The following is a 22,178-nucleotide window of genomic DNA, read 5'->3' as shown; positions in this document are numbered from 1 at the left end:
CGCGCGCCGCCGGGCGCGCTAGCGTGCCCGGCGATGCGTTTGATGCGGCTCCGCCACGGCGGTCTCGACTACTGGGCCCGCCTCTACGACGACGCCACGGCGCGGCTCTGGACCGCGGCGCCCTGGGAAGGCGGGACCGAGACCGACCGGCTCGTGCCGATCAAGAAGGGCGCGATCCTGCCGCCGGTGACGCCGAGCAAGATCGTGTGCGTCGGGCGCAACTACCGCGAGCACGCGAAGGAGCTCGGCCACGAGGTCCCGCCCGAGCCGCTGCTCTTCATGAAGCCGCCGAGCGCGCTGCTCGCGCACGAAGGCACGGTGCTGCTCCCGCCGCAGTCGAGCCGCGTCGAGCACGAGGGCGAGCTCGCGGTCGTGGTGGGCGCGACGCTGCGCCGGGCGGACGTCGCGACCGCAGCGCGCTCGATCGGCGGCATCACGTGCGCGAACGACGTCACGGCGCGCGATCTCCAGCGCAAGGACGTCCAGTTCACGCGCGCGAAGAGCTTCGACACGTTCTGCCCGATCGGGCCCTGGCTCGAGACCGAGCCGGGCGAGCTCGCATCGCTCTCGCTCCGCACGCGCGTCAACGGCGAGACGCGCCAGGACGGGCGCGTGGCCGACATGGTGTGGCCGGTCGCGGAGCTGCTCGCGTACGTGTCGTCGGTGATGACGCTTCTGCCGGGCGACGTGCTGCTGACGGGCACGCCCGCGGGCGTCGGTCCGCTGGCCGCGGGTGACGTCGTGGAGGTGGAGATCACGGGCGTCGGCACGCTCACCCACCGCGTCGCGACCGAGCCGGCGTGAGTTTCCTGACGGGAACGCTCGCGTCGCGCCTGCCGCGCCCGTTACGGTGAGCCGCGGTTCAGCGCGAAACCGTCGAAGAAACGCGCATCTGCCGGATGGCACGATGCTTGTTGGCGCTGGCGCGACCCCGGAGCCCCCGTGACCCGCAGCACCCCATCGCTTCTCCTGGCGCTCGCCCTCGTCGCGACCCCCGGCTGCTACGCCTCGCACGAGCACGACCCGTTGCTCCTGCCCGACGGCGCTCGCCTCGACGGCGGCCCACGCGACGGCGGACGTTTCGACGGCGGCCCCGACTTCGACGCCGGCCCCGACTTCGACGGCGGCCACGAGCTCGACGGCGGCGATGCCGGCGACGGCGGCGGCGACGCCGGGATGCGCTGGGACGCATCGGGCCGTGACGCCGAGCCGCCGGTGGGCGGTCCGCCCGACCCGACGACGTGCCGTATCGTTCCCGAGATCCACCCGTTCGACGATCCGGTGCTCGAGACGCGCTGGCCCGAGCGCGGCGGCACGATGTCGGACCCGGCGAGCTGGCACGTCTGCGCGACCCCGCTCGTCATCGATCTGACGCCGAACGACGGCGAGGACCTCGAGCCGGTCGTCGTGTTCGTCTCCTACGACTCGCTCGGGAGCGGCTCGGAGTACGGCACGCTGCGCATCTGGGATCCGCGCACCGAGACGACGATCAGCTATCCGACCGCGACCGGCCCGATGGGCCCGTTCGGGCCGCTCGAGCCCTCGACGAACCTCGCGGCGGGGGACCTCGACGGCGACGGCGACAACGAGATCGTCGGCATGGGCGTCGACTCCGGGACCTTCGCGTTCCACCACGACGGCACGCTGATGTGGGAGTCGGCGTATCCCTCGGCGCTCGAGCGCGGGACGCGGTGGTCGCGGACGATCGGCGGTGCGATCAGCCTCGCGGATCTCGAGGGCGACGGAACGGTCGAGGTCGTCATCGGGCGCACCGTGCTCGAGGGACGCACCGGCGCGCACCGCTGGACGGCGCCCTCGGCGACGACGACGCGCGGCGCGAACGACATCCTCGGCCCGATCTCGTGCGTCGCGGACCTCGACGGCGACGGCGAGCAGGAGATCGTCGCGGGCCGGACCGCGATGCGCGCGAACGGCAGCGTCATGTGGGCCCAGACGGCGATGGGCGACGGGCTCTGCGCCATCGCGGACATGGGGTTCAACCCGGGCCCCGAGATCGTGCTCGTCTCGCAGGGCTTCCTCTACGTGCTCGACGGGCGCACCGGCGAGATCAAGTGGGACCGCGTCATCGAAGGTCGCGGCCGTGATGCGCTCGGCGGCGCGCCGACGGTCGCGGACTTCGACGGCGACGGGCGTCCCGAGATCGGCGTGGCACACGGCGCGGCGTACGGCGTCTACGACCTCGACTGCGACCGGCGTCGCCCCGAGATCGGCTGCGGCGGCGTGGGCGTGCGCTGGACGTCGAACACCGAGGACGACTCGTCGGCGGCGACCGGCTCGAGCGTGTTCGACTTCAACGGCGATGGCCGCGCGGAGGTCGTCTACAACGACCAGTTCTTCTTCCGCGTGTACGACGGCTACGCGGGCACCGAGCTGTTCCGGCAGATGAACTCGTCGCGCACGCGCACCGAGAACCCGGTGATCGCGGACGTCGACAGCGACGGCGACGCGGAGATCGTGTTCACCGCGAACTCCGAGGCGACGTTCCTCCAGCGCCCGACGGACCGCACGACGGACCCGGGCGTGGAGATCTGGGGCGACGCCCGGGGCCGCTGGGTCGGCGCGCGGCGCATCTGGAACCAGCACGCGTATCACATCACGAACGTGACCGAGGGCGGGCACATCCGGAGCCCCGAGCCGGGCAGCTGGACCGTGCTGAACGCGTATCGCCAGAACCTCCGCGAGGGCGGCGACGTGCTCGTCGTGCCGGATCTCTGGGGCGGGCGCGGCCAGTACGAGTGCGTGGGCCGCGGGCGCGCGCGGGTGCGCATCGACGTGCAGAACTGGGGCCTCGAGCGCGTCGGCGCGGGGGTCGTGGTGCGCGTGTATCGCGGCCGGCCGAGCGCCGGGATGGTCGTCGCGCAGGCGGAGACGACGGGTGTCCTGCTGCCGAACGGCGGGTCGGAGACGGTCGAGGTCGAGATCGCGCTGAGCGGCGACGTGGTCGACTACTGGGCCGTGGTCGACGACCCGGAGGAGCCGGCGGGCGGCGCGATCGCGGAGTGTCGCGAGGGGAACAACGAGGTGCTCATCTGGCGGCCCGCGTGCCCGTGAGGCGCCGGTCGCTTGATGCGCGCGGCGCCCGAGGCTAGTCGTTGCGCCATGAGCGAGCCGCGTGACGACGACGAGGGGCGGGACGAGTCGGAGAAGGGTCCGAGCCCGGCGGACGCGAAGAACGAGCTCTTCGCGGCCCTCGGGCACATGAAGAAGGCAGCCGAGCTGCTGGTCGCGGCCGCGGACCCCGCCGTCCGCAAGGCGGCGACCGAGGCCGAGAAGGCGCTCGAGAAGGTCGGCAAGGAAGCGGAGCCGATGGCGCGTCAGCTGGGCGCGGAGCTCGGCAAGATGACGCGCGGGCTCGTGGACGCGCTCGAAGGCCGCCGCGGCAAGAGCGAGACGCCGCAGCAGAGCGACGACGAGAGCGAGGTCGAGCGCCTCGAGCGCGAGGCCGAGCGAGACGACGAGAAGAAGCGCTGATCGGGCGTCGCGTTCACCCGCGGACGCGAGCTGCGATCATGGCTTAGGCTCGCCGGATGGGACTCCTGACCTTCAGCATCAACGTCACCCTGGATGGCTGCGTCGACCACCAGGAGGGCGTCGTCGACGACGAGACACACGCCTTCTTCACCCGCCTCATGGACGAGGGCGGGGCGATGCTGTGGGGCCGCGTCACCTACGAGATGATGGAGAGCTACTGGCCGGCGGTCGCCCGCGGCGACGTGGAAGCGCCGCCGGCGATGCGCGAGTGGGCGGTCAAGCTGGAGGCCAAGCCGAAGTACGTGGTCTCGTCGACGCGAACGGCCTTCCCGTGGACCAACAGCCACCACATCGCCGGCGACCTGCGGACGGGCGTGCAGAAGCTCAAGGACGCGACCCCGGCAGGCGTGCTCCTCGGGAGCGGCAAGCTCGCGACCGAGCTGGACCGGCTGGATCTGATCGACGAGTACAAGTTCCTCGTCCACCCCAGGATCGCCGGCCACGGCCCGACCCTGTATCAGAGCGGGCTGCCCAGCACGCGACGGCTCGAGCTGGTCTCGTCGAAGCCGCTCCGCTGCGGCGCGATCGCAGTGCACTACCGGCGCGCGCGCTGACTCGGAGCGAGTCGACGCGGAAGTGCGCTCGAAGCGCGGCACGCCCTCCCCGCGTGCCGCGTCAGCCCCGCGCGCTCAGAGGCAGTAGTCCTTCAGCCGCGCGACGTCCTGCAGCGCCGCGAGCTTCGCCAGGCCGGCCGTCTCGACCTGGCGCACGCGCTCGCGCGTCAGGTTCATGATCTCGCCGACCTCCTCGAGCGTGATGCCGCCGCGGTCCGCGATGTCGAGCGCGCAGGTCTCGGTCATCTCCCAGACCTCGATGTCCGTGAAGTTCACCTTGATGCTGCCGCGCACCGGGTGGACGTCGAGGTACAGGTGATACTTGCACGACACGAACGGGCACGGCCGCTCCATGTCGATGCACTCCGCGCGCGTCGTCGGCTTCCAGTAGTCGGTCTCGGGGTACAGCATCTTGCCGCGGTTGAGCTCGGCCTTGCTCAGCCGTCGGATCGAGATGGTGCGCGCGCGCGCGCGATTGCGGCGCTTCCGGCGGCCCTTCTCGTCGCCGTCCTCCGCGTCCTCGTCGGTCTCGGCCGCGAGCGCGAGCGCGAGTGAGCCGTCGAGGGCGGGTGGCATCTCGCCCGCTCCGTCCTCGTCCCCTTCGCCCCCGAAGTCGCCCTGCTCGAGTTCGTAATCGAGCTCCTGCTGCTCCGACATCGTTGCCTCCGCCCTTCGCTCGTTCTTCCGTTCGCCGCCCCGCCTCGCCCGCGGAGCGACGCCCGCCCACTCAGACCGCAGCCCGCGCCATGCGGGCGCGCATCGACATCCGCTGCTCGATCGCGTCGAGCGTCTCCATCAGCGACACGCCCAGCGCGCGCGCCTCGGCCAGCTGCTTCTCCGCGAGCGCGTCGCCGCCGCGATCGGCGATGCGCCGCTCGATCGCCGACCACACGCGGTCGAGGTTGCGCCCGAGCTCCTCGACGTCGCCGCGCACGAAGAATTCGCGCTGGATCTCTTCGATCGTGAAGCCCTGCGCCATCAGGCGGCGGATGGTCTCGATCCGCCCGATGACCGTCGCGGGATAGAGCCCCTGCGACCCGCGGTGCTTGCCCTTGCGTCCCACCCGGACGCTGCGCGGCAGCAGCCCGAGCTGGACGTACTTCCGGAACGTCGCCTCGGTGAGCCGATCACCGCCCTGATCGAACCAGTCGACGATCTGCTGGACCGCGAGGCCCTGCGGATGCGCGCGCTCGAACGCCCGGAGCGCCTCTTCGCTCCGCACGCCGACGCCCGTCTTTCCGCCGATCTCGCTCACCAACGTCCTCCGGTCCGGGCCCGTGTGTCCGGGAAAGCACCCGCTGCTCGAATCCCCCGATCGAGCGTCAGTCGAGGTCGCCTCGCGAGAGGAATCACCTCGAGCGCGAGCGAATGTATTCCATTCGAGAGAACGCGCCAAGAAAAATGCGCAACGCGGGGACACCGCGCGTTTTGCGCGGTTTTCAGCGCCTTTTCGTGGAGCGCACCGAACGCGAGACGGTCTCGATCGCGCGCCGTCGTTCCATTCACGCGATCGCCGTCTCACGAAGGCGATCGTATCTTCGGCGCGCCGATCGACCGATCTCCACGCGTTCCTTGCGATCGCAGGATGCGCACGGCAGGCTGCCGCGCGTGATGCCCGCTGCGCGACGCGCCTTCCTCGCGGTCCTGGTCGCGTCGCTCGCGGTGGCTTGCTCGTCGGCGCGAGGAGATCGGCGTACCGGACAGCGCTGCGCCGACGACCGCGAGTGTCAGCGCGGCCTGTGCGTCGCCGGGGTGCGCGGCGAGGAGCCCGTCTGCACGGTCAGCTGCGCGTCGGACGGCGAGTGCCCGCAGGGCTGGACCTGCCACGGCGTGACGCAGGCGAACGTGCTGGTCTGCGCGTCCGGCGGGGCGACCCCGTTCGATCCGACCGGCCAGCATTGACCGGACGCGCGGACGCGGTGTAGCCCCGCACGATGGACCCGCGCGCCTGGCGACGTTTCCGCCGGAACCGGGGCGCGATGGTGGGCCTCGCGCTGGTCGTGTTCGTCCTCTCGACCGCGATCTTCGGGCCCTTCGTCGCGCCGGCCGATCCCGACCACCAGTTCGCCGAGGGGCTCCTCGAGGACGGCACGCCGCGCGCGCCCGGCGGCGCGATGGTGCTCGGTGCCGACACGCTCGGGCGCGACGAGCTCTCTCGCCTGCTCCACGGCGGGCGCGCGTCGCTCGGCGCGGCGCTCTCCGCGACGATCATCGCGGTGCTGATCGGGCTCTCCGTCGGGACGATCGCGGGCTACTTCGGCGGCTGGCTCGACTCGCTGCTGATGCAGCTGGTCGACGTGATGCAGTCCCTGCCCTTCCTCTTGATCGCGATCACGGTGAACCGCGTCGTGAACAGCCCCTCGATCGTCGTGCTCGTGGTGCTGCTCGGCGTGCTCTCGTGGACGACGCTCGCGCGCGTCACGCGCACGAAGACGATGCAGGTGCGCGAGCTCGAGTTCGTGCAGGCGGCGCGCGCGCTCGGGATGGGCGAGTGGCGCATCCTCGCGCGCCACGTGCTCCCGAACGTGACGGGCCCCGCGATCGTGATCGGCACCACGCTCGTCGCGAACACGATCCTCGTCGAGTCCGCGATGAGCTTCCTCGGGCTCGGCGTGCCCGCGCCCACGTCGACGTGGGGGACGATGCTGCACGACGCGCAGGACATGATGTCGCTCGCGCCGCGCCTCGTGCTCTATCCGGGCCTGCTGATCGTCGCGACGGTCTTCGGCTTCAACCTGGTCGGCGAGGGCCTGCGCGACGCCCTCGACCCGAAGGACTGAGGAATGTCCAGACATCGGCTCGCCCGCTCAGGGCCCTCCCGTCCGCGTGCTCCGCACACTCCCGTGCGGGCCCTGCGCCGGCGAGCACTCCCGAAGGACTGAGATGGCCACCCCTCGCGCCAAGAAGCGCCGCGACACCGAGAGCGTGCTGGGGCTCGCGAGCCTCGCCGTGCTCGCCGCGATCGTCGCCGTGGTCGCGCTCTTCCTGCCGCCGATGCCGACCGAGCCCGCGTTCGCCGGCGCCGGCCACGAGGAGCCGCAGCGCGGCGGCACCTTCGTCGCGTTCCACGAGTCCGACGTCGCCGGGTTCGATCCGCTCGTCGACTGGAACGCGATCTCGAACGTCGGGCTCAAGCTGATGTTCGAGGGGCTCGTCGAGCACGACTCCGATCTCAACATCGTGCCGCGCCTCGCGCGCGAGCTCCCGGCGATGAGCGACGACGGGCTCGTCTACACGTTCCGCCTGCGCGACGACGTGCGCTTCCACCACGGGCGCGCGCTCGTCGCCGACGACGTGCGGTGGTCGCTCGAGCACATGATGCACCCCGACACCGCGTCGCCGGGCGCGACGTTCTTCTCGCTGATCGACGGCTTCGACGACTACCGCGCGCGACGCGCCGAGCACGTGCGCGGCATCCGCGTCATCGACGAGCACACGATCGAGATCCGCCTCTCTCGCCCCGATCAGGCCTTCCTGCACTCGATGGCGATGTGCTTCGCGTTCCCCGTGCCGCGCGAGAACTACGAGCGCTGGGGCAGCGAGGTCGGGCAGCACCCGGTCGGCACCGGCGCGTTCGAGCTCGAGGAGTGGGAAGCGGGCGTGCGCGTCTCGTTCCGGCGCAACGACGACTTCTATCGCGAGGGCGAGCCCTACCTCGATCGCGTCGTGCTCGAGCTGAACCTCGGGCGCGGCCCCGCGTTCATGCGCTTCCTCGCGGGCGACATCGATCACATCCATCGCTTCACGCCGACCGACTACCTCTGGTTCCGCCGCCAGGGCGCGTGGCAGTCGCACGCGGTCACGAACGCGCAGGTCGACATCTGGGGCATCGAGATGAACACCGAGCTCGAGCCCTTCACGAACCGTCACGTGCGGCGCGCGGTCGGCTTCGCGATGGATCGCGATCGCTGGAATCGTCAGCGCGCGGGACGACTGCGCACCATCGGTCAGCCGATCCCCGAGACGCTCCGCGCGCACGATCCGAACCTCCCGGGCGCGCAGGTGCACGACGTCGCGCGAGCGCGCGAGGAGATGGCGCTCGCGGGACATCCCGTGCGCTGCACGCCGCGCGGCGAAGGCGTCGAGGGCGAGGACTGCGTCGCGGAGGGCCTCGAGGAGGAGCTCGATCTCTGGATCGGCGAGGGCCCGACCGGTCAGGCGTACGGCGTCCTGGCGCAGCAGGATCTCGCGACCATCGGCATCCGCGCGCGGCTGCGCCCGGTGTCGTTCCCGGTGTACCTCGAGCAGACGGGAAGACCGCGCACCGCGACGATGCTCTTCGGCGGCTGGTCGATGGACTTCCCCGACCCCGCGAGCATGCTCGAGCCGCTCTATCACTCGCGCTCGGCGAGCGACACGAGCTCGAGCAACCGCGCGTTCTATCGCAACCCCGAGCTCGATCGTGTGCTCGACGACGCGCGCGTGGAGCGCGACCCCGAGCGGCGCATCGCGCTCTATCGCGAGGCCTCGCGCATCCTCGTCGACGACTCGCCCTGGGCGTGGCTCTTCTCGAACACGAAGTACGAGGCCTGGCAGCCCTACGTGCGCGGCTTCCGGCCCAACCCGGTGTGGGACGAGATGTATCGCGACGTGTGGCTCGACCTGCCGCGCCGTCGCGTGGCGCGCGCGCTCGATCGTGCGGGCGCGCGATCGTTCGCGGCGCTCGCGCCGTTCGGAGCGGCGCGATGACGTCGCTGCTCGCGCGAAGGCTGCTGCGCGGCGTGCTCGTGGTGTGGGCCGCCGTGAGCCTCGTGTTCTTGCTCGCGCACGGCGCGGGCGATCCCGCGGTGTCGATGCTCGGCGCGCGTGCGACGCCCGAGCGCGTGCAGGAGTTCAACGTCGCGCACGGGCTCGATGCGCCGCTGCACGTGCAGTACGCGCGCTTCTGGGGCGGCGTGCTCACGGGCGATCTCGGGACGTCGTGGCGCGACGAGCAGCCGGTCGCGCGCGTGCTCGGGACGCGGCTTCCGCGGACGATGTTGCTCGGCGGCATGGCGCTCGTCTTCGAGGTGATCATCGGGCTCGGCATCGGCACGCTCGCGGCGCTGCGGCGCAACGGCCCGCTCGACACGCTGGTGATGGCGATCGCGTTCCTCGGGATCAGCGCCCCGACGTTCCTGACCGGCCTCGTGTTCCTGCAGATCTTCGCGTTCCGGCTCGGCTGGTTCCCGGTGGGCGGCTACGGCGTCGACGCGCTCGATCACGTTCGGCACGCGATGCTCCCGGCGCTGACGCTCGCGATCGTCGGGGCCGCGACGTACGCGCGCATCATGCGCAGCGAGATGATCGAGACGCTGCGCCAGGACTACGTGCGCACGGCGCGCGCGAAGGGCCTCTCACCGATCCACGTCGTGCGCCACGCGTTCCGCAACGCGCTCCTGCCGATCGTCACGCTGCTCGGCCTGTCGACGCCGCTGCTCGTCTCGGGCGCGGTGATCACGGAGACGATCTACGGCTGGCCCGGCGTCGGCCGTCTGGCGGTCGAGTCGATCTCGAGCGGCGACGTCCCGATTCTGCTCGGCGTCGTGCTCGTCGCGTCGATCGCGGTGCAGCTCGGCAACCTCGGCGCCGACCTCGCGGTGGCGCGCCTCGACCCGCGCATCCGCCTCGACGGCGGCTCCCGCTGAGGAGCGCGGCCCGAATCTCCGAGATTCGCGGATCACCCCGGAGCCGCCCGGCGAATCTCCGAGATTCGGCGATCGATTTCAGAATCGACCGGCGAATCTCCGACATTCGCCAACCGATTTCAGAATCGACCGGCGAATCTCCGACGTTCGCCAACCGATTTCAAAACCGACCGGCGAATCTCCGACATTCGCCAACCGATTTCAAATCTGGTCGCCAGCATCGGCGATACCGGTCACCGGATTTGAAATCGCCCGGCCAGTACCGGCGATACCGGTCCTCGATTTCGAGAACGCACGGCGCTCGTGGGGCCTCTCTCCGAAGGTTTTTGAGGAGAGCAGGAGGGTTAGGAAGACCACGGCGATGCACGTGACCGCTCGCCGCTGTGCGCAGAGCCACCCCACCGGGTTCTGGCGAATGAGCGCGGTGCAGGCCGCGCGGCGGCGCGTAGCCGACGGCGCCGAGGAACGGCGCGCCCAGCGAGGCACCCAGAAGAACCACTCACGTGGTCTTCCTTCTCCTCCTGCCTTCCTCAAAAAACGTCCGATCGCGCCGCGTGCGCAGCGAGGCACCCAGAAGACCACTCACGTGGTCTTCCTTCTCCTCCTGCCTTCCTCAGATGATCCGATGGCCCAGCGCGCGCATCGAGGAAGCGAGAAGACCACTCACGTGGTCTTCCTTCTCCTCCTGCCTTCCTCAGAAGGTCCCCTCGCTCAGAAGCCGATGCAGGCGCCGCCGACGCAGATCTGCAGGCCGCTGCAGCGCATGCCGCATCCGCCGCAGTTGTTGCGGTCGCGATCCGTGTTCACGCAGCGCCCCGCGCAGAGCGACGTCGGCGGCGCGCACGCGCACGAGCCGCCGATGCACGACAGCGTCGGTCCGCACTCGCGACGGCACGCGCCGCAGTGCAGCGGGCTCGTCGTGATGTCGGTGCAGAACCCGTCGCAGATGATCAGCGAGCCCGGGCAGCGACACGCGCCGCCGCTGCACGGGATGCCGTCGGGGCACGTCACGTCGCAGTCGCCGCAGTGGTCGGGGTCGATGCTCGTGTCGACGCACTCCGTGCCGCACAGCTCGCGGTCCGGCGGGCACGCCGCGATGCGGCACATGCCCATGTCGCAGACCTGGTTCGGCGCGCACGCGATGCCGCAGCCGCCGCAGTTGTTCTGGTCGGTCTGCGGGTCGACGCACGACGCGCCGCAGGTGATGCGCGGCGCCGGGCACGGCGTGCCGCACATGCCGCCGGTGCACACCGCGCCGAGCGGGCACGTCAGGCCGCAGCCACCGCAGTTGCGCGGATCGGTCGCCGGATCGACGCAGCCCGAGCCGCACTCGAGCAGCGGCGGATCACAGAGCGGACGGCACATCCCCTCCTGACACGAGCTGCCCGGCGCGCAGACGTTGCCGCACATCCCGCAGTTCGCGTCGTCGCTCTGCGGATCGACGCACTCGTCACCGCACTGGAGCCGCGGCGGCATGCAGCGCGTGTCGACGCAGCGGCCCGCCTCGCAGATCTCGCCGGTCGCGCACTCGCGACCGCACGCACCGCAGTTCTCGGGGTCCGTCGAGAGGTTCTCGCAGCCCGTCGTGCACAGCGACTCGCCGGGATCGCACGGCAGGAAGCAGGTGCCGCGGCTGCAGATCTCACCCGTCGCGCAGCGGCGCCCGCACGCGCCGCAGTTCGCGGGATCGATGCGGAAGTCGGTGCACGAGCCCATGCACTCCACGAGCGGCGCGCGGCAGGTGCGCACGCACGAGCCGAACTGGCAGAGCTCGTCCGCCGCGCAGACGTTGCCGCACTCGCCGCAGTTCCGCGGATCGGTCGTCACGTTCACGCACGTGCCGCCGCAGCGCTCGGTCGGGAACGGGCACTCCGAGAAGCAGGTGCCGAGCACGCAGCCCGCGCCCGCCGGGCAGTCGTTGCCGCAGTCGCCGCAGTGGCTCGGGTCGCTCTGAGTGTCGACGCAGTCGTCGCCGCAGAGCGTGCGCGGCGCGGTGCACGTGGCGGCGCACATCCCGGCGTTGCACACGGTGCCGGCGGGGCAGTCCATGCCGCACGCGCCGCAGTTCTCGGGATCGCTGCGCACGTCGACGCAGACGCCGCCGCAGTCGCGCAGCGGGGCTTCGCACTCGCCGCGGCACTCACCGCCGCTGCAGCGCTCCTCGTCACCGCACGCGTTGCCGCACTCGCCGCAGTTCGCGGGATCGTTGCGCAGGTCGACGCACGCGCCCTCGCAGATCGCGAGGCCGGGGTCGCACACCGCGCGGCACTCGCCGCCCTCGCACTGCGAGCCCTCCTCGCAGATGGTGCCGCACTCGCCGCAGTTGAGCTCGTCGGTCTGGAGATCGACGCAGCCACCGGCGCACTCGCTCCGCGGCGGGGTGCACGACGCGCTGCACTCGCCGTCGTCGCACACGAGGCCTTCGTCGCACGCCTCGAAGCACGCACCGCAGTGCTCGGGGTCGCTGAACGGATCGACGCAGCGCTCGCCGCAGCGGACGAGATCGTCCGGGCACGTCGGCGGGCCCGCGTCTCCCGCGTCGCGACCGGCGTCGACGCTGCCGTCGAACGTGCCGCCGTCGAAGCCGGGCTCGGGCACTGTAATCAATGTGGTGCGGCCGCACGCAGACGCGGCGACGAGGACGCACAGGGAAGCGAGCGCACGGGCGAAGCGAGGCGACATGGCGAGAATCCTGCGCGCTGGACGGCGCGTGCTCAAGAGACCGCGCGTGGACGCGCACGTCCACGCGCACCGGGCGCAGCGTCAGCGCTTGCGCGGGCGGAGCGGGAACACCTTGCGATCCCCCTCGTGACGCGGGGGGAGGACCTCGAGGAAGTCGAGGCGGATCACCTTGCGCACACCCGACGGGAGCCGGATGCGCAGCCCTCCGTCCTCGTCCTCGCCCTCGACGCGGCAGAGGCCGAACTGACGGTGATCGACGAAGTCGCCCTTCTGCGGGATCGGCTCGTCGAGGAACGAGGTGTCGCGCTCGCGCGCCTCGGGGATCGGCACCGCCTTCGGCGTGGTGACGTCCGGGATCAGCGGCGGCGGGCTGGGCGGCGCACGCCTCGCGGGCATCGCGGCCGCGCGTTTCTCGGCCTCTTGCGAGACCGCGGCCGCGACCGCCCACGACACGCCGCCCCCGGTCGCGGCGGCCGGCGTGGCGGCCGCGGTGCGCGAAGCGGGCTGCTCTTCCTCGGGCTCGTCCTCGTCGTCCTCGACGACCGGCGCGGGCTTCGGGCGCGCGAGCTCCTGGGTGCGCTCGCCGGCGCGCGCGAACACGCCGCGCACGCTCGAGCCCTTGAACAGCGAGAGCCCGGTGGCCGCCTCTTCGTCGCGCTCGAGGCGCACGTCCTCGTAGACGTCGAACGCGAACTCGAGCGCGTACACGCGCGCCGACGCGACCGTGCCGCCGAGCGTCTCGAACGTGCCCGGCCCGGTCTGCCGCGCGACCATCACGTGCAGCTGGACCCAGGGCGGCCCGTTGCGGATCGAGACGTTGCCCTCGAGCGAGAGCACGGTGAGCGGACCTTCCACGCGACGCGGCGCACGCCACGCCTCGCGCTCGGGATCCCACTCGGTGAGCTCGACCCACTCGAGCATGCCCGCGCCGTGGATCCACGCGGCGCGGATGCGCTCGTGCTCGCAGAGCTGACGAAGGGTGGCGATCACCTCTTCGCCGCGCTCGAGCCGTCCCACGAAGCGACGCGCGATGCGGCTCTCGAAGACGATCATGCGCGGCTGCGCATAGCACCACCCTCGCCAAGCGCCACGACCCGCGGTACAAGCGCGCGCATGTCGTCGTCGAAGATCGTTCGCATCGAAGAGCTCGGCGCCCACGTGGGCGAGAAGGTCACGCTCCAGGGCTGGCTCTACAACAAGCGCTCGAGCGGCAAGCTGCACTTCCTCGAGGTGCGCGACGGCAGCGGCATCTGTCAGTGCGTCGTGTTCAAGGGCGAGGTCTCGCCCGAGCTCTTCGCGCGCGCCGATCACCTGACGCAGGAGACGAGCCTCCGCGTGACCGGCACGGTGCGCGAGCACGGCAAGCTGAAGGGCACGTTCGAGGTCGGCGTCGCGGAGCTCGAGGTGCTGGCGGAGCCGGCGCGCGAGTACCCGATCTCGCCGAAGGAGCACGGCACCGACTTCCTGATGGACAACCGCCACCTCTGGCTGCGCAGCAAGCGCCAGTGGGCGATCCTGCGGGTGCGCGCCGAGATCGTCGCGGCGGTGCGCGACTACTTCGACTCGAACGGGTTCACGCTCGTCGACGCGCCGATCTTCACGCCCAACGCGTGCGAGGGGACGAGCAACCTCTTCTCGACCGACTATCACGGCGACCCCGCGTACCTCACGCAGTCGGGCCAGCTGTACATGGAGGCGGCAGCGGCGGCGCTCGGCAAGGCGTACTGCTTCGGCCCGACGTTCCGCGCGGAGAAGAGCAAGACGCGCCGGCACCTCGCGGAGTTCTGGATGGTCGAGCCCGAGGTCGCGTTCCTCGATCTCGACGGCGACATGGATCTCGCCGAGGACTTCCTCGTCAGCGTCGTGTCGCGCGTGCTCGACAAGCGGCGCAAGGAGCTCGAGATCCTCGAGCGCGACACGAAGCCGCTCGAGCGCGTGCAGAAGCCCTTCCCGCGCATCCGCTACCACGAGGCGATCGAGATCCTGCGCAAGGCGGGCCACGACGCGAAGGTCGGCGACGACTTCGGCGGCGACGAGGAGACGGTGATCTCGCAGGGCTTCGATCGCCCCGTGATGGTCCACCGCTATCCGATCGACCTGAAGGCGTTCTACTTCAAGCGCGACCCGAAGGACCTCTCGCTCGCGCTCAACGTCGACGTGCTCGCGCCGGAGGGCTACGGCGAGGTGATCGGCGGGGGTCAGCGCGAGGAGGACCTGAGCAAGCTCGAGCAGTCGATCGACGTGCACAAGCTGCCGCGCGAAGCGTTCGAGTGGTACCTCGACCTGCGCCGCTACGGCTCGTTCCCGCACGCGGGCTTCGGGCTCGGCATCGAGCGCACGGTCGCGTGGATCTGCGGTCTGCCGCACGTGCGCGAGACCATCCCGTTCCCGCGCATGCTGAACCGCCTGCACCCCTGAGGAGAACTTCTCCAAGGAGAGCAGGAAGGCAGGAGATGAGGACGCGAAGACTCCTGCTTTCCTCACTTCCTGCTCTCCTCAGAAAACTCCCGACTCTCTTCTTGCTGACCGAGGGTCAGTGAGATATCTGACCCCTGGTCGCTTGCGCGGACTGGTCATACCAGGCCAGAACCGCTCCTGACTGGAGGTGGCGCGTGAAGGTTCGTCTCGACCCCGAGTGGAGCCTGCTGCTCGAGCAGTACAAAGGCGATCATCAGGATCGTCGCAACCAGCTGACGCACATGATCGGCATCCCGATGATCCTCGCGAGCCTCCCGCTCGCGATCAGCATCGTCGGCCTGCCCGTCGCCGTCGGGCTCTTCACGGTCGGCTGGGGCTTCCAGTTCGCCGGGCACGCGTTCGAGGGCAACGACCCGGCGTTCTTCGGGGATCGCCGCAACCTCGTGGTCGGCGTCATCTGGTGGGCGCAGAAGTCGGGCCTCATCGAGCTCGAGCACGCCGTCGCGGCCTGATCGGACGTCCTTCGAGCGCGGCCTCCGATGCTTCGTGCGTCGGGGGCCGTTCGCGTTCCGTCGGGGGTGCGCGCATTTGCCGCACTCCCGGTCGCGCGCATCGCGCACGATGACGAGCGCATGAGATACGACGCCATCATCGTCGGCGGTGGGCCCGCCGGGCTCTCCGCCGCGCTCCAGCTCGGACGAGCGCGCAAACGCGTGCTGCTCTGCGACGTGACGCCCGCGCGCAACGCGCGCGCCGAGCACGTGCACGGCTTAATGACGCGCGACGGAACGCCTCCCGCGGAGCTGCGCGCGATCGGGCGCGCCCAGCTCGCGCAGTACGACGTCGAGATCCGCGACGGCGTGCGCGTCACGCGCATCGACGGCGAGCTCGACGCGTTCCGCGCGACGCTCGCGGACGGAAGCACCGTCGACGCGCGGCGCGTCGTGCTGTGCAACGGGATGATCGACGAGATCCCCGAGCTGCCCGGCATGCGCGAGCTCTGGGGACGCTCGGTGTTCCAGTGCCCGTACTGCCACGGCTGGGAGATCCAGGATCGCGCGTTCGCCGCGCTGCTCGCGGGGCCCGAGTGGGCGATCTTCGGCGCGTTCTTGCGCGGCTGGTCGAAGGACGTGATCGCGTTCACCGACGCGCGCTTCGAGGTGCCGAGCGACATGCGCGAGCGGCTCGAGCGCGCGAACGTGCGCATCGAGGAGCGGCGCATCCGCGCGCTCGTCGGCGAGGGCGACCGGCTCGTCGCGATCGAGCTCGAGGACGGAACGCGCGTCGCGCGCGACGCGCTCTTCATGAAGCCGCCGCAGCGACAGACCGAGCTCGTCACGCAGCTCGATCTGGCGCTCGACGATCACGGCTACGTGCGCGTCGATCCGGAAGGTCGCACCAGCGTCCCGGGCATCTTCGCGGCGGGCGACCTGACGACGATGCAGCAGAGCGCGATCCTCGGCGCGGCCGCGGGCGCGCGCGCCGCGTACGCGCTGAACCACGAGCTCACGCTGTCGACGTACTGAGCCCGATCATCGGCTCGCCTCGGTCCCTACCGTCCGCGCGCTTCGCGCGCTCCCGTCCGGGACCTGCGCGACGAGCACTCCGGTAGGCGATCAGGGCTCGCGGCGGTCTTCTTCCGCGAGCCGCTTCTCCTTCTGCTCCACGGCGTCGACGAAGATCTTCACGTACTCGCCGGCGCTCGTCAGCGCGAAGAACACGCTGAGGTAGAGCAGCGCGAGGCCGATCTCGTGGAAGTCCGCGTGGACCTGGAAGAAGAAGAAGTCGATCGCGAACGCCTGGTGCAGGATCAACATCAGGATCGCGACCATCTGCAGCGCGGCCTTCTCCTTGCCGCCCTGCCCTGCCGCGATCGTCACGCCCTCGCTCATCGCGATGACGCGCAGGCTCGTGATCGAGAGCTCGCGCGCGACGATCAGGATCACGGCCCAGGCGGGCACGCGACCGATCGCCGTCATCGCGACGAGCGTGCCCATCACGAGCAGCTTGTCGGCGAGCGGATCGAGGAACTTCCCGAGCACGCTGACGAGCTTCATCCGGCGCGCGAGGTAGCCGTCGATGAAGTCGGTGATCGCGCTGACCGAGTAGACGATCGCCGCCCAGAAGTTCCCTTCGGGCGTGCCCTCGGTGATGAGCCAGAGCACCGCCGGGATCAGCACGATGCGCAGCATCGTGAGGAGGTTCGGCAGGTTGAGCGCGTCCTCGCGGATGCCGGTGCGCTTCTGCACCACGACGCGCGGCGCGGCGGCAGCGGGCGCGTGAGGCGTGGGCGGATGCTCGGCTGTGCTCATCGGCGGCATTCGTCGCGAGAGGCCTAGAGTCATACCAGGCGCGCGGAGCGCGTCGATGCGCGCACGCGTCATGGAATGGTCACGCCGACGCGATCACACCAGGAGAATGGTCCCGTCGCCGCGCAGCGCGAGGATCGCGTCGCCCTCGGGATCGCGCACCGCCTCGTCGAGCGGGAAGAGACGGCCCGTCCATCCGAGGAGCGACTCGGGCGCGACGCGCACGTCCTCGCCGGTGCGGACCGACACGGCGGTCGGTGGGCGCGGCAGACGCAGGACGAGCGAGCCGCTGCCGCGGAAGAGCGCGAGGCGCCCCGCGCCCGCGTGCTCGGGCAGACGGCCGCTCTCGAACGTGACGCGATCGTCGAACGCCGCGATGAAGCGCTCGACGACGTAGAGCACGTCGTCGTCGATGCGCAGCGCCTGGAAGCGCTCGCCGGCGCGCGGCGTGATCACCGCGAGGAGCGGGCCCTGCCAGCGCAGGATCGGCTCTTCGTCGCCGAGGCGCTCGTCGGTCGGACGGCGGAAGCGACGCGTGACCGGGCCCGACGTCGGCGTGCCCCGCACCAGGCGCACGCCGGTCTCGCGCGCGTGGAGCGCGCCTTCGGTCGAGAGGAGGAGCGCGCCCGACGACGACACGACGAGGGGCTCGCCGCTCGGCACCGAAGGCGCCCACCAGTCGAGCAGCGACGCGAGCGACATCGGCGCGTCGGCCGGCGTCGGGCGCGTCGGGTGCGCGCTGCGCGGGATCGGGTCGGCGCCTGCCTCGTGCACGCGCCATTGTCCGGTCGCCTTGCGCTCGTGGGCCGCCTCGCGCGTGGTCTCGAGCACGAGCGACGCGTCGTCGCCGAGGCGACCGATCGCGGCGTCCGCGGTGGTGCGCACCTCGGTGACCTCGCGATCGTCGGCGCGCACCTCGGAAGGCGGCACGTCGAGCACGCCGGCGGAGCTCGCGACGAGCTCTTCCATGCGGCGCGCCATCGACGCCTGTCCGCCGCGCGCGAACGCGTCGCGCGCCTCCTGGAGCTTGCCGAGCCGCCACTTGATGAGCCCGACGTAGCCCCACGCGCGCGCGTGCTCGGGGTCGACCTCGAGCGCGCGCCGCAGGTGATCGAGCGCGTCCTCGGGCTGCCCCGTCTTGAACAGCGCGAGGCCGAGGTTCACGCGCAGCGTCGCGTCGCGCGGGAAGGTGCGCACGAGGCCGCGCCACAGCTCGATCGCGCGCGGGTACACGCCGAGGCGGAAGTAGACGCCGGCGAGGAGATCCTGGCCCTTCGCGTCGGCGGGACGATATGCGAGGGCGCGCTCGAGCTGCTCCTTCGCCTCGACGACGCGGTTCTCGAGGAGCAGCTCGCTCCCGCGCGAGAGGTGGAAGAGGAAATCCTCGTCCCATCCGACGTCGCCTCCCGGGTCGATCGGGAGGCGCGCGTGCGGTGGCGCCTGCGGGGGCGTGCTGTCCTCGGCCATGCGGGTACGACGAGAGGCCCGAGGGTATGCAGGGCGCGCCTCGATGTCGAGGTTCGTGCGCGATGCCGCGGGCTTGGGAGTGTGTCAGAACGGCCCGCGATGCCCGAGAAGCTCGTCGCGATCCCGCTCTCCGTCGCGATGCTCGTGAGCGCGACGGCCGTGGCCGACGACGACGCGGGCGTGGCGCCGCGCGTGCGGTGGGAGCGACCTCCCGAGGGCACGATCGAGCGCGGGATCTTCGGCGTGCCCGAGTGGTTGATCGTGGTGGTCGGCGCGCTCGTCGTCGCGGCGTCGGCGCTCGCGCTGGTGCGCGCGATGCGGAGGTCGCGATGAGCGAGCCGAGCACGACGAGCGCGCCGCCGACGCGCGGCCTCGCGCGGCGGATCATGCTGGGCACGGTGCTCGGCGCGATGGTGTTCGCCGGGCTCTCGCTCTACGGCGACGTGCGCGCGCTGGCGGCGAACCTCTCGACGTTCGCGTGGAGCACGTTCGCGCTCGCCCTCGCGCTCGCGAGCGCGAACTACGGCATCCGCTTCGTGCGCTGGCAGTACTACCTGCGCGCGCTCGACGTGCACGTGCCGGCGGGCGAGAGCCTGCTCGTGTTCCTCGCGGGCTTCGTGATGAGCGTGACGCCGGGCAAGCTCGGCGAGGTCTTCAAGTCGTTCCTGCTGTGGGAAGCGCGCGACGTCTCGGTCGCGCGCACCGCGCCGATCGTGCTCGCGGAGCGATTGACCGATCTGCTCGCGCTCGTGGCGCTCACCGCGATCGGATCGCTCTTCTTCGATCAGGGCGCGGTCATCGCGGCGATCGGCGGCGCGCTGGTGCTCTCGGTGATCGCGGTGGTGTCGATCCGTCCGCTCGCGGAGCTCGCGCTCGCGATCGCGGCGAAGCTGCCGGGCTTGAAGCGCATCGCGCCCCGACTGCGCGAGGCGTGGGAGGCGCTCGCGACGCTGGTGCGCCCCGCGCCGTTGGTGATGGCGACGCTGCTCGCGACGTTCTCGTGGGGGCTCGAGTGCATCGCGCTCTGGGCGATCGTGCGCGGCTTCGAGGGCGCGACCATCGAGCTCGGCCCCGCGTCGCTCGCGTACGCGGCGTCGACGATCGCGGGCGCGCTCGCGATGTTGCCCGGCGGGCTCGGCGTGACCGAGGCGGGCATGGCGGGCTCGCTCCAGGTGCTCGGCGTGGGCGTGACCGCGTCGATCGCGACCGGCGCGACGCTGCTCGTGCGGCTCGCGACGCTGTGGTGGGCGGTCGTCGTCGGCGCGATCGCGCTGTTCGTGCTGCGACGCACCTCGCGGAAATGAGCCCGGCTCACTTCTAGGGCGCGGCCCAGCCCGACGCGTCGCATGCATCGAGCACGGCGGGGAAGCGCGCGCGCCACGCGGCCTCGTCGTGCGCGGCGCCCGGTGCGTGCACGTAGTGCAGGTGGACTCCGTCGACGTAGCCCGCATCGCGCAGCACCTCGCGCATCTGCCGCGTCTCGCAGTAGTTGTCGCGACCGTCTCCGTCGTCGTCGATGCCGTCGCCGTCGGAGTCGACACAGCCGCTGCCCGCGCTCCCGCCGGAGTCGAGGTAGATGGCGACCGCGGGACGTCCGCTCCAGCGCGCGATCAGCGTGTCCGCGCCGCCCGCGCGCCCGATCGAGCCCCAACCCAGCGTAGACGACAGACCCGCGACGCACCCTGCGAGCTCCGGCCGCTGCGACGCGATCCAGATCGACACGAGTCCGCCGAGCGAGCTCCCCGCGATCATCAGCGAGCGCCCGCTCGCGACGATGCCGTAGCGCGCACGCACGAAGGGCAGCACCTCGTCCTCGATCATGCGCAGGTAGTCCGCTGCGCGTCCGCCGGTCGTGCTGCCGCCGATCACGTCGGTCACGTGCGTGTACGCGCTCATGCGATCGGGCGCGTTGTCGATCGCGATCGCGACGACGTCGCTCCATCCTTCCCGCGCGAGCGTCGCGTCGACCTGCCAGCCGCCGAAGAGCGCGCCCGGATCGAACACGTTGTTGCCGTCGTGCAAGAGCAACGTGCGCACGCGCGACGCGCCCTCGCTGCGTGCGACGAACCCCGCGGGCAGCCACGCACGCACCGCACGCGGCGCGTCGAGGAACGCCGAGTCGAACGCGACGAAGCGCTCGAGGTGCGGCGCATCGCTCGGCGGGCGCACCCATCCGTGCTCACCGAAGTCGTCGTATCCGTACGCGAGCGACTCGAACGGCGCGCGATAGACGTCGGGCTCGCCCCACCACTTGTACTTCGCGCCGATCGCGCTCGCGACGAACGTGCTCTCGTCGATCACGACGAACCAGTGCGCGCCGCTCGCGGCGCGCGTCGCGACGTGCGCGCTCGTCGACCACGCGTTCACGTCTCCCACGAGCGACACGCGCGGAGGCGATCCGTCCCAGCGCGTCGCGAACAGCCAGCGTCCGTCCTCGCGCACCGGCCACCCGTCGCGGAGCGCGACATCGCGGAGCGCGGAGTCGACCCGCGCGACGTCCGTCTCGCTCGCGAGCAGCTCGACGAGCGCGTCGATGCGCGACTCGCTCGACGCGTCGATCGCCTCCGCGGCGTCGACACCCGCGTCGCGCGGGATCTGCGCGTCGACCCGCTCGATCACGCGCGCATCGACGACCGCCGCGTCGTTCGGCGCGGATGGGCCGTCACCTCCGCAGCCCACGACCAGCGCCACCGCCCAGAGCACAGTCACGCACGCCCGCGTCACGGGCTGCGATGCTACGCGTTCTTCACGGCGTGTGCACCGGGTCGGGCGCGCCCGGCGGCTCGAACAAGCGCGGCGGCAGCGGCTCGGTCACGCGCTCGGCCGGGACGAGGCCCATCATGTCGCCGAGCACGACGTCGTTCTCGTCCGTGTAGATCGGCTCGCGACCGTAGATCGTGTAGACGCGCACCCGGCGCCCGATCGCCGGGTCGTCGCGATCCTCGACACGGCGCAGCGTGACTTCTCGGATCACCTCGATCGACTCGCGGATGTCGAGGACGTGCTCGCGCAGGCGACCGCCGACGGGCAGCTGCGCGCGCTGGATCCACATCGTGAGCAGCCCGCGGCCCGGCCCGATGATCGCGCGCGGTCGCTCGCCGCGCAGGAGGAAGTGCTCGAGCCCGCCTTCGTCGGTCTGCTGCGTGAGCGCCACGCGCGGCGTGCGCAGCTCGAAGCGCCGCAGGTCGATGCGCTCTTCACCGGGGCGTGCTCCCGGCGACACGATGCGCTTCCACGCGCGCAGCGGGAGCTGCGTCTCTTCGTCGTAGACGACGTCGAGATCGATGCTCGACATGTCCCAGCTCTGATTGCCGGTGAACACGCGCACGCAGTCGCGGCGCCGCACCTCGAACGTCTCGATCAGCGAGCGCGCCTGCATGACGGGACCGGCCCGCAGCGCGCCGCGCGCGATCACGTCGCCCTCGGGCAGCGCGTCGCGACCGCACGTCGGATATCCCTCGTCGCTGCCCTCGCTCACGCGCTCGCGCGGCAGCGGGATGCACGACGTCGCGATCATCGTCGCCGCGAGCACGACGGAGACGACGACGCCCCGCGGGATCCCGCGGGGC

21 protein-coding genes are annotated in these 22,178 nt (G+C 71.4%); 13 read left to right on the top strand and 8 right to left on the bottom strand.

The window, feature by feature from the left end; genetic code table 11:
* Nucleotides 1-33: 33 nt before the first annotated feature.
* From DB32_RS17760 to DB32_RS17745, 4 genes are all read left to right on the top strand, one after another.
* Nucleotides 34-804: a fumarylacetoacetate hydrolase family protein gene (locus DB32_RS17760; protein ID WP_053233649.1), complete on the top strand. Its 771-nt coding sequence runs from the start codon at nucleotides 34-36 to the stop codon at nucleotides 802-804.
* 138 nt (nucleotides 805-942) lie between these two features.
* The gene (locus DB32_RS17755) at nucleotides 943-3,072 is read left to right on the top strand and encodes an FG-GAP repeat domain-containing protein (RefSeq protein ID WP_053233648.1); all 2,130 of its coding nucleotides are present in this window, start codon (nucleotides 943-945) and stop codon (nucleotides 3,070-3,072) included.
* Nucleotides 3,073-3,120: 48 nt separating this feature from the next.
* Complete coding sequence (locus tag DB32_RS17750) at nucleotides 3,121-3,492, top strand: hypothetical protein (RefSeq protein WP_053233647.1); 372 nt, start codon at nucleotides 3,121-3,123, stop codon at nucleotides 3,490-3,492.
* Nucleotides 3,493-3,548: 56 nt separating this feature from the next.
* Nucleotides 3,549-4,106: a dihydrofolate reductase family protein gene (locus DB32_RS17745; RefSeq protein ID WP_053233646.1), complete on the top strand. Its 558-nt coding sequence runs from the start codon at nucleotides 3,549-3,551 to the stop codon at nucleotides 4,104-4,106.
* Nucleotides 4,107-4,181: 75 nt separating this feature from the next.
* Here the strand turns inward: DB32_RS17745 and DB32_RS17740 are convergent, their stop codons facing one another.
* Together DB32_RS17740 and DB32_RS17735 are read right to left on the bottom strand one after the other, a co-directional pair.
* The gene (locus DB32_RS17740) at nucleotides 4,182-4,763 is read right to left on the bottom strand and encodes a sigma factor-like helix-turn-helix DNA-binding protein (RefSeq protein WP_236605924.1); all 582 of its coding nucleotides are present in this window, start codon (nucleotides 4,761-4,763) and stop codon (nucleotides 4,182-4,184) included.
* A gap of 70 nt (nucleotides 4,764-4,833) precedes the next feature.
* Nucleotides 4,834-5,361 carry a MerR family transcriptional regulator gene (locus tag DB32_RS17735; protein ID WP_240481220.1) on the bottom strand — a complete coding sequence of 176 codons (528 nt, stop codon included), beginning with the start codon at nucleotides 5,359-5,361 and terminating at the stop codon, nucleotides 4,834-4,836.
* A 146-nt stretch (nucleotides 5,362-5,507) separates the two neighbouring features.
* Between DB32_RS17735 and DB32_RS17730 the strand changes: the two genes are divergently transcribed.
* The 4 genes from DB32_RS17730 (at nucleotide 5,508) to DB32_RS17715 (ending at nucleotide 9,733) form a co-directional block, all read left to right on the top strand.
* A complete protein-coding gene (locus tag DB32_RS17730; protein WP_157069129.1) occupies nucleotides 5,508-6,008 on the top strand; it encodes a hypothetical protein in 501 nt (166 codons plus the stop codon).
* Between the two features lie 32 nt (nucleotides 6,009-6,040).
* Nucleotides 6,041-6,886 (top strand): ABC transporter permease, encoded by an 846-nt coding sequence (locus DB32_RS17725; RefSeq protein ID WP_075097547.1) that lies wholly within the window; start codon nucleotides 6,041-6,043, stop codon nucleotides 6,884-6,886.
* A 103-nt stretch (nucleotides 6,887-6,989) separates the two neighbouring features.
* Nucleotides 6,990-8,795: an ABC transporter substrate-binding protein gene (locus tag DB32_RS17720; protein WP_053233643.1), complete on the top strand. Its 1,806-nt coding sequence runs from the start codon at nucleotides 6,990-6,992 to the stop codon at nucleotides 8,793-8,795.
* Complete coding sequence (locus DB32_RS17715; protein WP_075097942.1) at nucleotides 8,792-9,733, top strand: ABC transporter permease; 942 nt, start codon at nucleotides 8,792-8,794, stop codon at nucleotides 9,731-9,733. Before DB32_RS17720 ends, DB32_RS17715 begins: the two co-directional genes overlap by 4 nt.
* Before the next feature lie 711 nt (nucleotides 9,734-10,444).
* Here the strand turns inward: DB32_RS17715 and DB32_RS17710 are convergent.
* Nucleotides 10,445-12,415, bottom strand: coding sequence for an MXAN_6577-like cysteine-rich protein (locus DB32_RS17710; RefSeq protein WP_083457451.1), 1,971 nt, complete (start codon nucleotides 12,413-12,415; stop codon nucleotides 10,445-10,447).
* An 81-nt stretch (nucleotides 12,416-12,496) separates the two neighbouring features.
* Complete coding sequence (locus tag DB32_RS17705) at nucleotides 12,497-13,468, bottom strand: PPC domain-containing DNA-binding protein (protein WP_053233640.1); 972 nt, start codon at nucleotides 13,466-13,468, stop codon at nucleotides 12,497-12,499.
* 60 nt (nucleotides 13,469-13,528) lie between these two features.
* Here DB32_RS17705 and asnS point away from each other — a divergent pair, with 60 nt between their 5' ends.
* The 3 genes from asnS (at nucleotide 13,529) to DB32_RS17690 (ending at nucleotide 16,359) form a co-directional block, all read left to right on the top strand.
* A complete protein-coding gene (gene asnS, locus DB32_RS17700; protein WP_053233639.1) occupies nucleotides 13,529-14,833 on the top strand; it encodes an asparagine--tRNA ligase in 1,305 nt (434 codons plus the stop codon).
* Nucleotides 14,834-15,027: 194 nt separating this feature from the next.
* Nucleotides 15,028-15,345 carry a DUF962 domain-containing protein gene (locus DB32_RS17695; RefSeq protein WP_053233638.1) on the top strand — a complete coding sequence of 106 codons (318 nt, stop codon included), beginning with the start codon at nucleotides 15,028-15,030 and terminating at the stop codon, nucleotides 15,343-15,345.
* 120 nt (nucleotides 15,346-15,465) lie between these two features.
* On the top strand, nucleotides 15,466-16,359 hold the full coding sequence (locus DB32_RS17690) for an NAD(P)/FAD-dependent oxidoreductase (RefSeq protein WP_157069128.1): 894 nt from the start codon (nucleotides 15,466-15,468) through the stop codon (nucleotides 16,357-16,359).
* A gap of 90 nt (nucleotides 16,360-16,449) precedes the next feature.
* On the opposite strand, the gene pgsA is transcribed toward DB32_RS17690, so the two are convergent.
* Both pgsA and DB32_RS17680 read right to left on the bottom strand, forming a co-directional pair.
* Entirely contained in the window at nucleotides 16,450-17,145 is a 696-nt protein-coding gene (gene pgsA, locus DB32_RS17685; protein ID WP_053238850.1) for a CDP-diacylglycerol--glycerol-3-phosphate 3-phosphatidyltransferase, read from the bottom strand.
* 93 nt (nucleotides 17,146-17,238) lie between these two features.
* Complete coding sequence (locus tag DB32_RS17680) at nucleotides 17,239-18,609, bottom strand: tetratricopeptide repeat protein (protein WP_053233636.1); 1,371 nt, start codon at nucleotides 18,607-18,609, stop codon at nucleotides 17,239-17,241.
* 99 nt (nucleotides 18,610-18,708) lie between these two features.
* Here DB32_RS17680 and DB32_RS48290 point away from each other — a divergent pair, with 99 nt between their 5' ends.
* Complete coding sequence (locus tag DB32_RS48290) at nucleotides 18,709-18,942, top strand: hypothetical protein (protein ID WP_053233635.1); 234 nt, start codon at nucleotides 18,709-18,711, stop codon at nucleotides 18,940-18,942.
* Nucleotides 18,939-19,913: a lysylphosphatidylglycerol synthase transmembrane domain-containing protein gene (locus DB32_RS17670; protein ID WP_053233634.1), complete on the top strand. Its 975-nt coding sequence runs from the start codon at nucleotides 18,939-18,941 to the stop codon at nucleotides 19,911-19,913. The genes DB32_RS48290 and DB32_RS17670 overlap by 4 nt, the downstream gene beginning before the upstream one ends.
* 13 nt (nucleotides 19,914-19,926) lie before the next feature.
* On the opposite strand, the gene DB32_RS17665 is transcribed toward DB32_RS17670, so the two are convergent.
* Together DB32_RS17665 and DB32_RS17660 are read right to left on the bottom strand one after the other, a co-directional pair.
* Entirely contained in the window at nucleotides 19,927-21,318 is a 1,392-nt protein-coding gene (locus DB32_RS17665; protein ID WP_157069127.1) for an alpha/beta hydrolase, read from the bottom strand.
* A gap of 37 nt (nucleotides 21,319-21,355) precedes the next feature.
* On the bottom strand, nucleotides 21,356-22,126 hold the full coding sequence (locus DB32_RS17660; protein ID WP_157069126.1) for a hypothetical protein: 771 nt from the start codon (nucleotides 22,124-22,126) through the stop codon (nucleotides 21,356-21,358).
* Between the last annotated feature and the right edge of the window lie 52 nt (nucleotides 22,127-22,178).

Source organism: Sandaracinus amylolyticus, from assembly GCF_000737325.1.
GTDB lineage: Bacteria > Myxococcota_A > Polyangia > Polyangiales > Sandaracinaceae > Sandaracinus > Sandaracinus amylolyticus.
The sequence above is the reverse complement of the archived record's forward strand: the minus strand, read 5'-3'. Positions and strand labels throughout refer to the sequence as shown.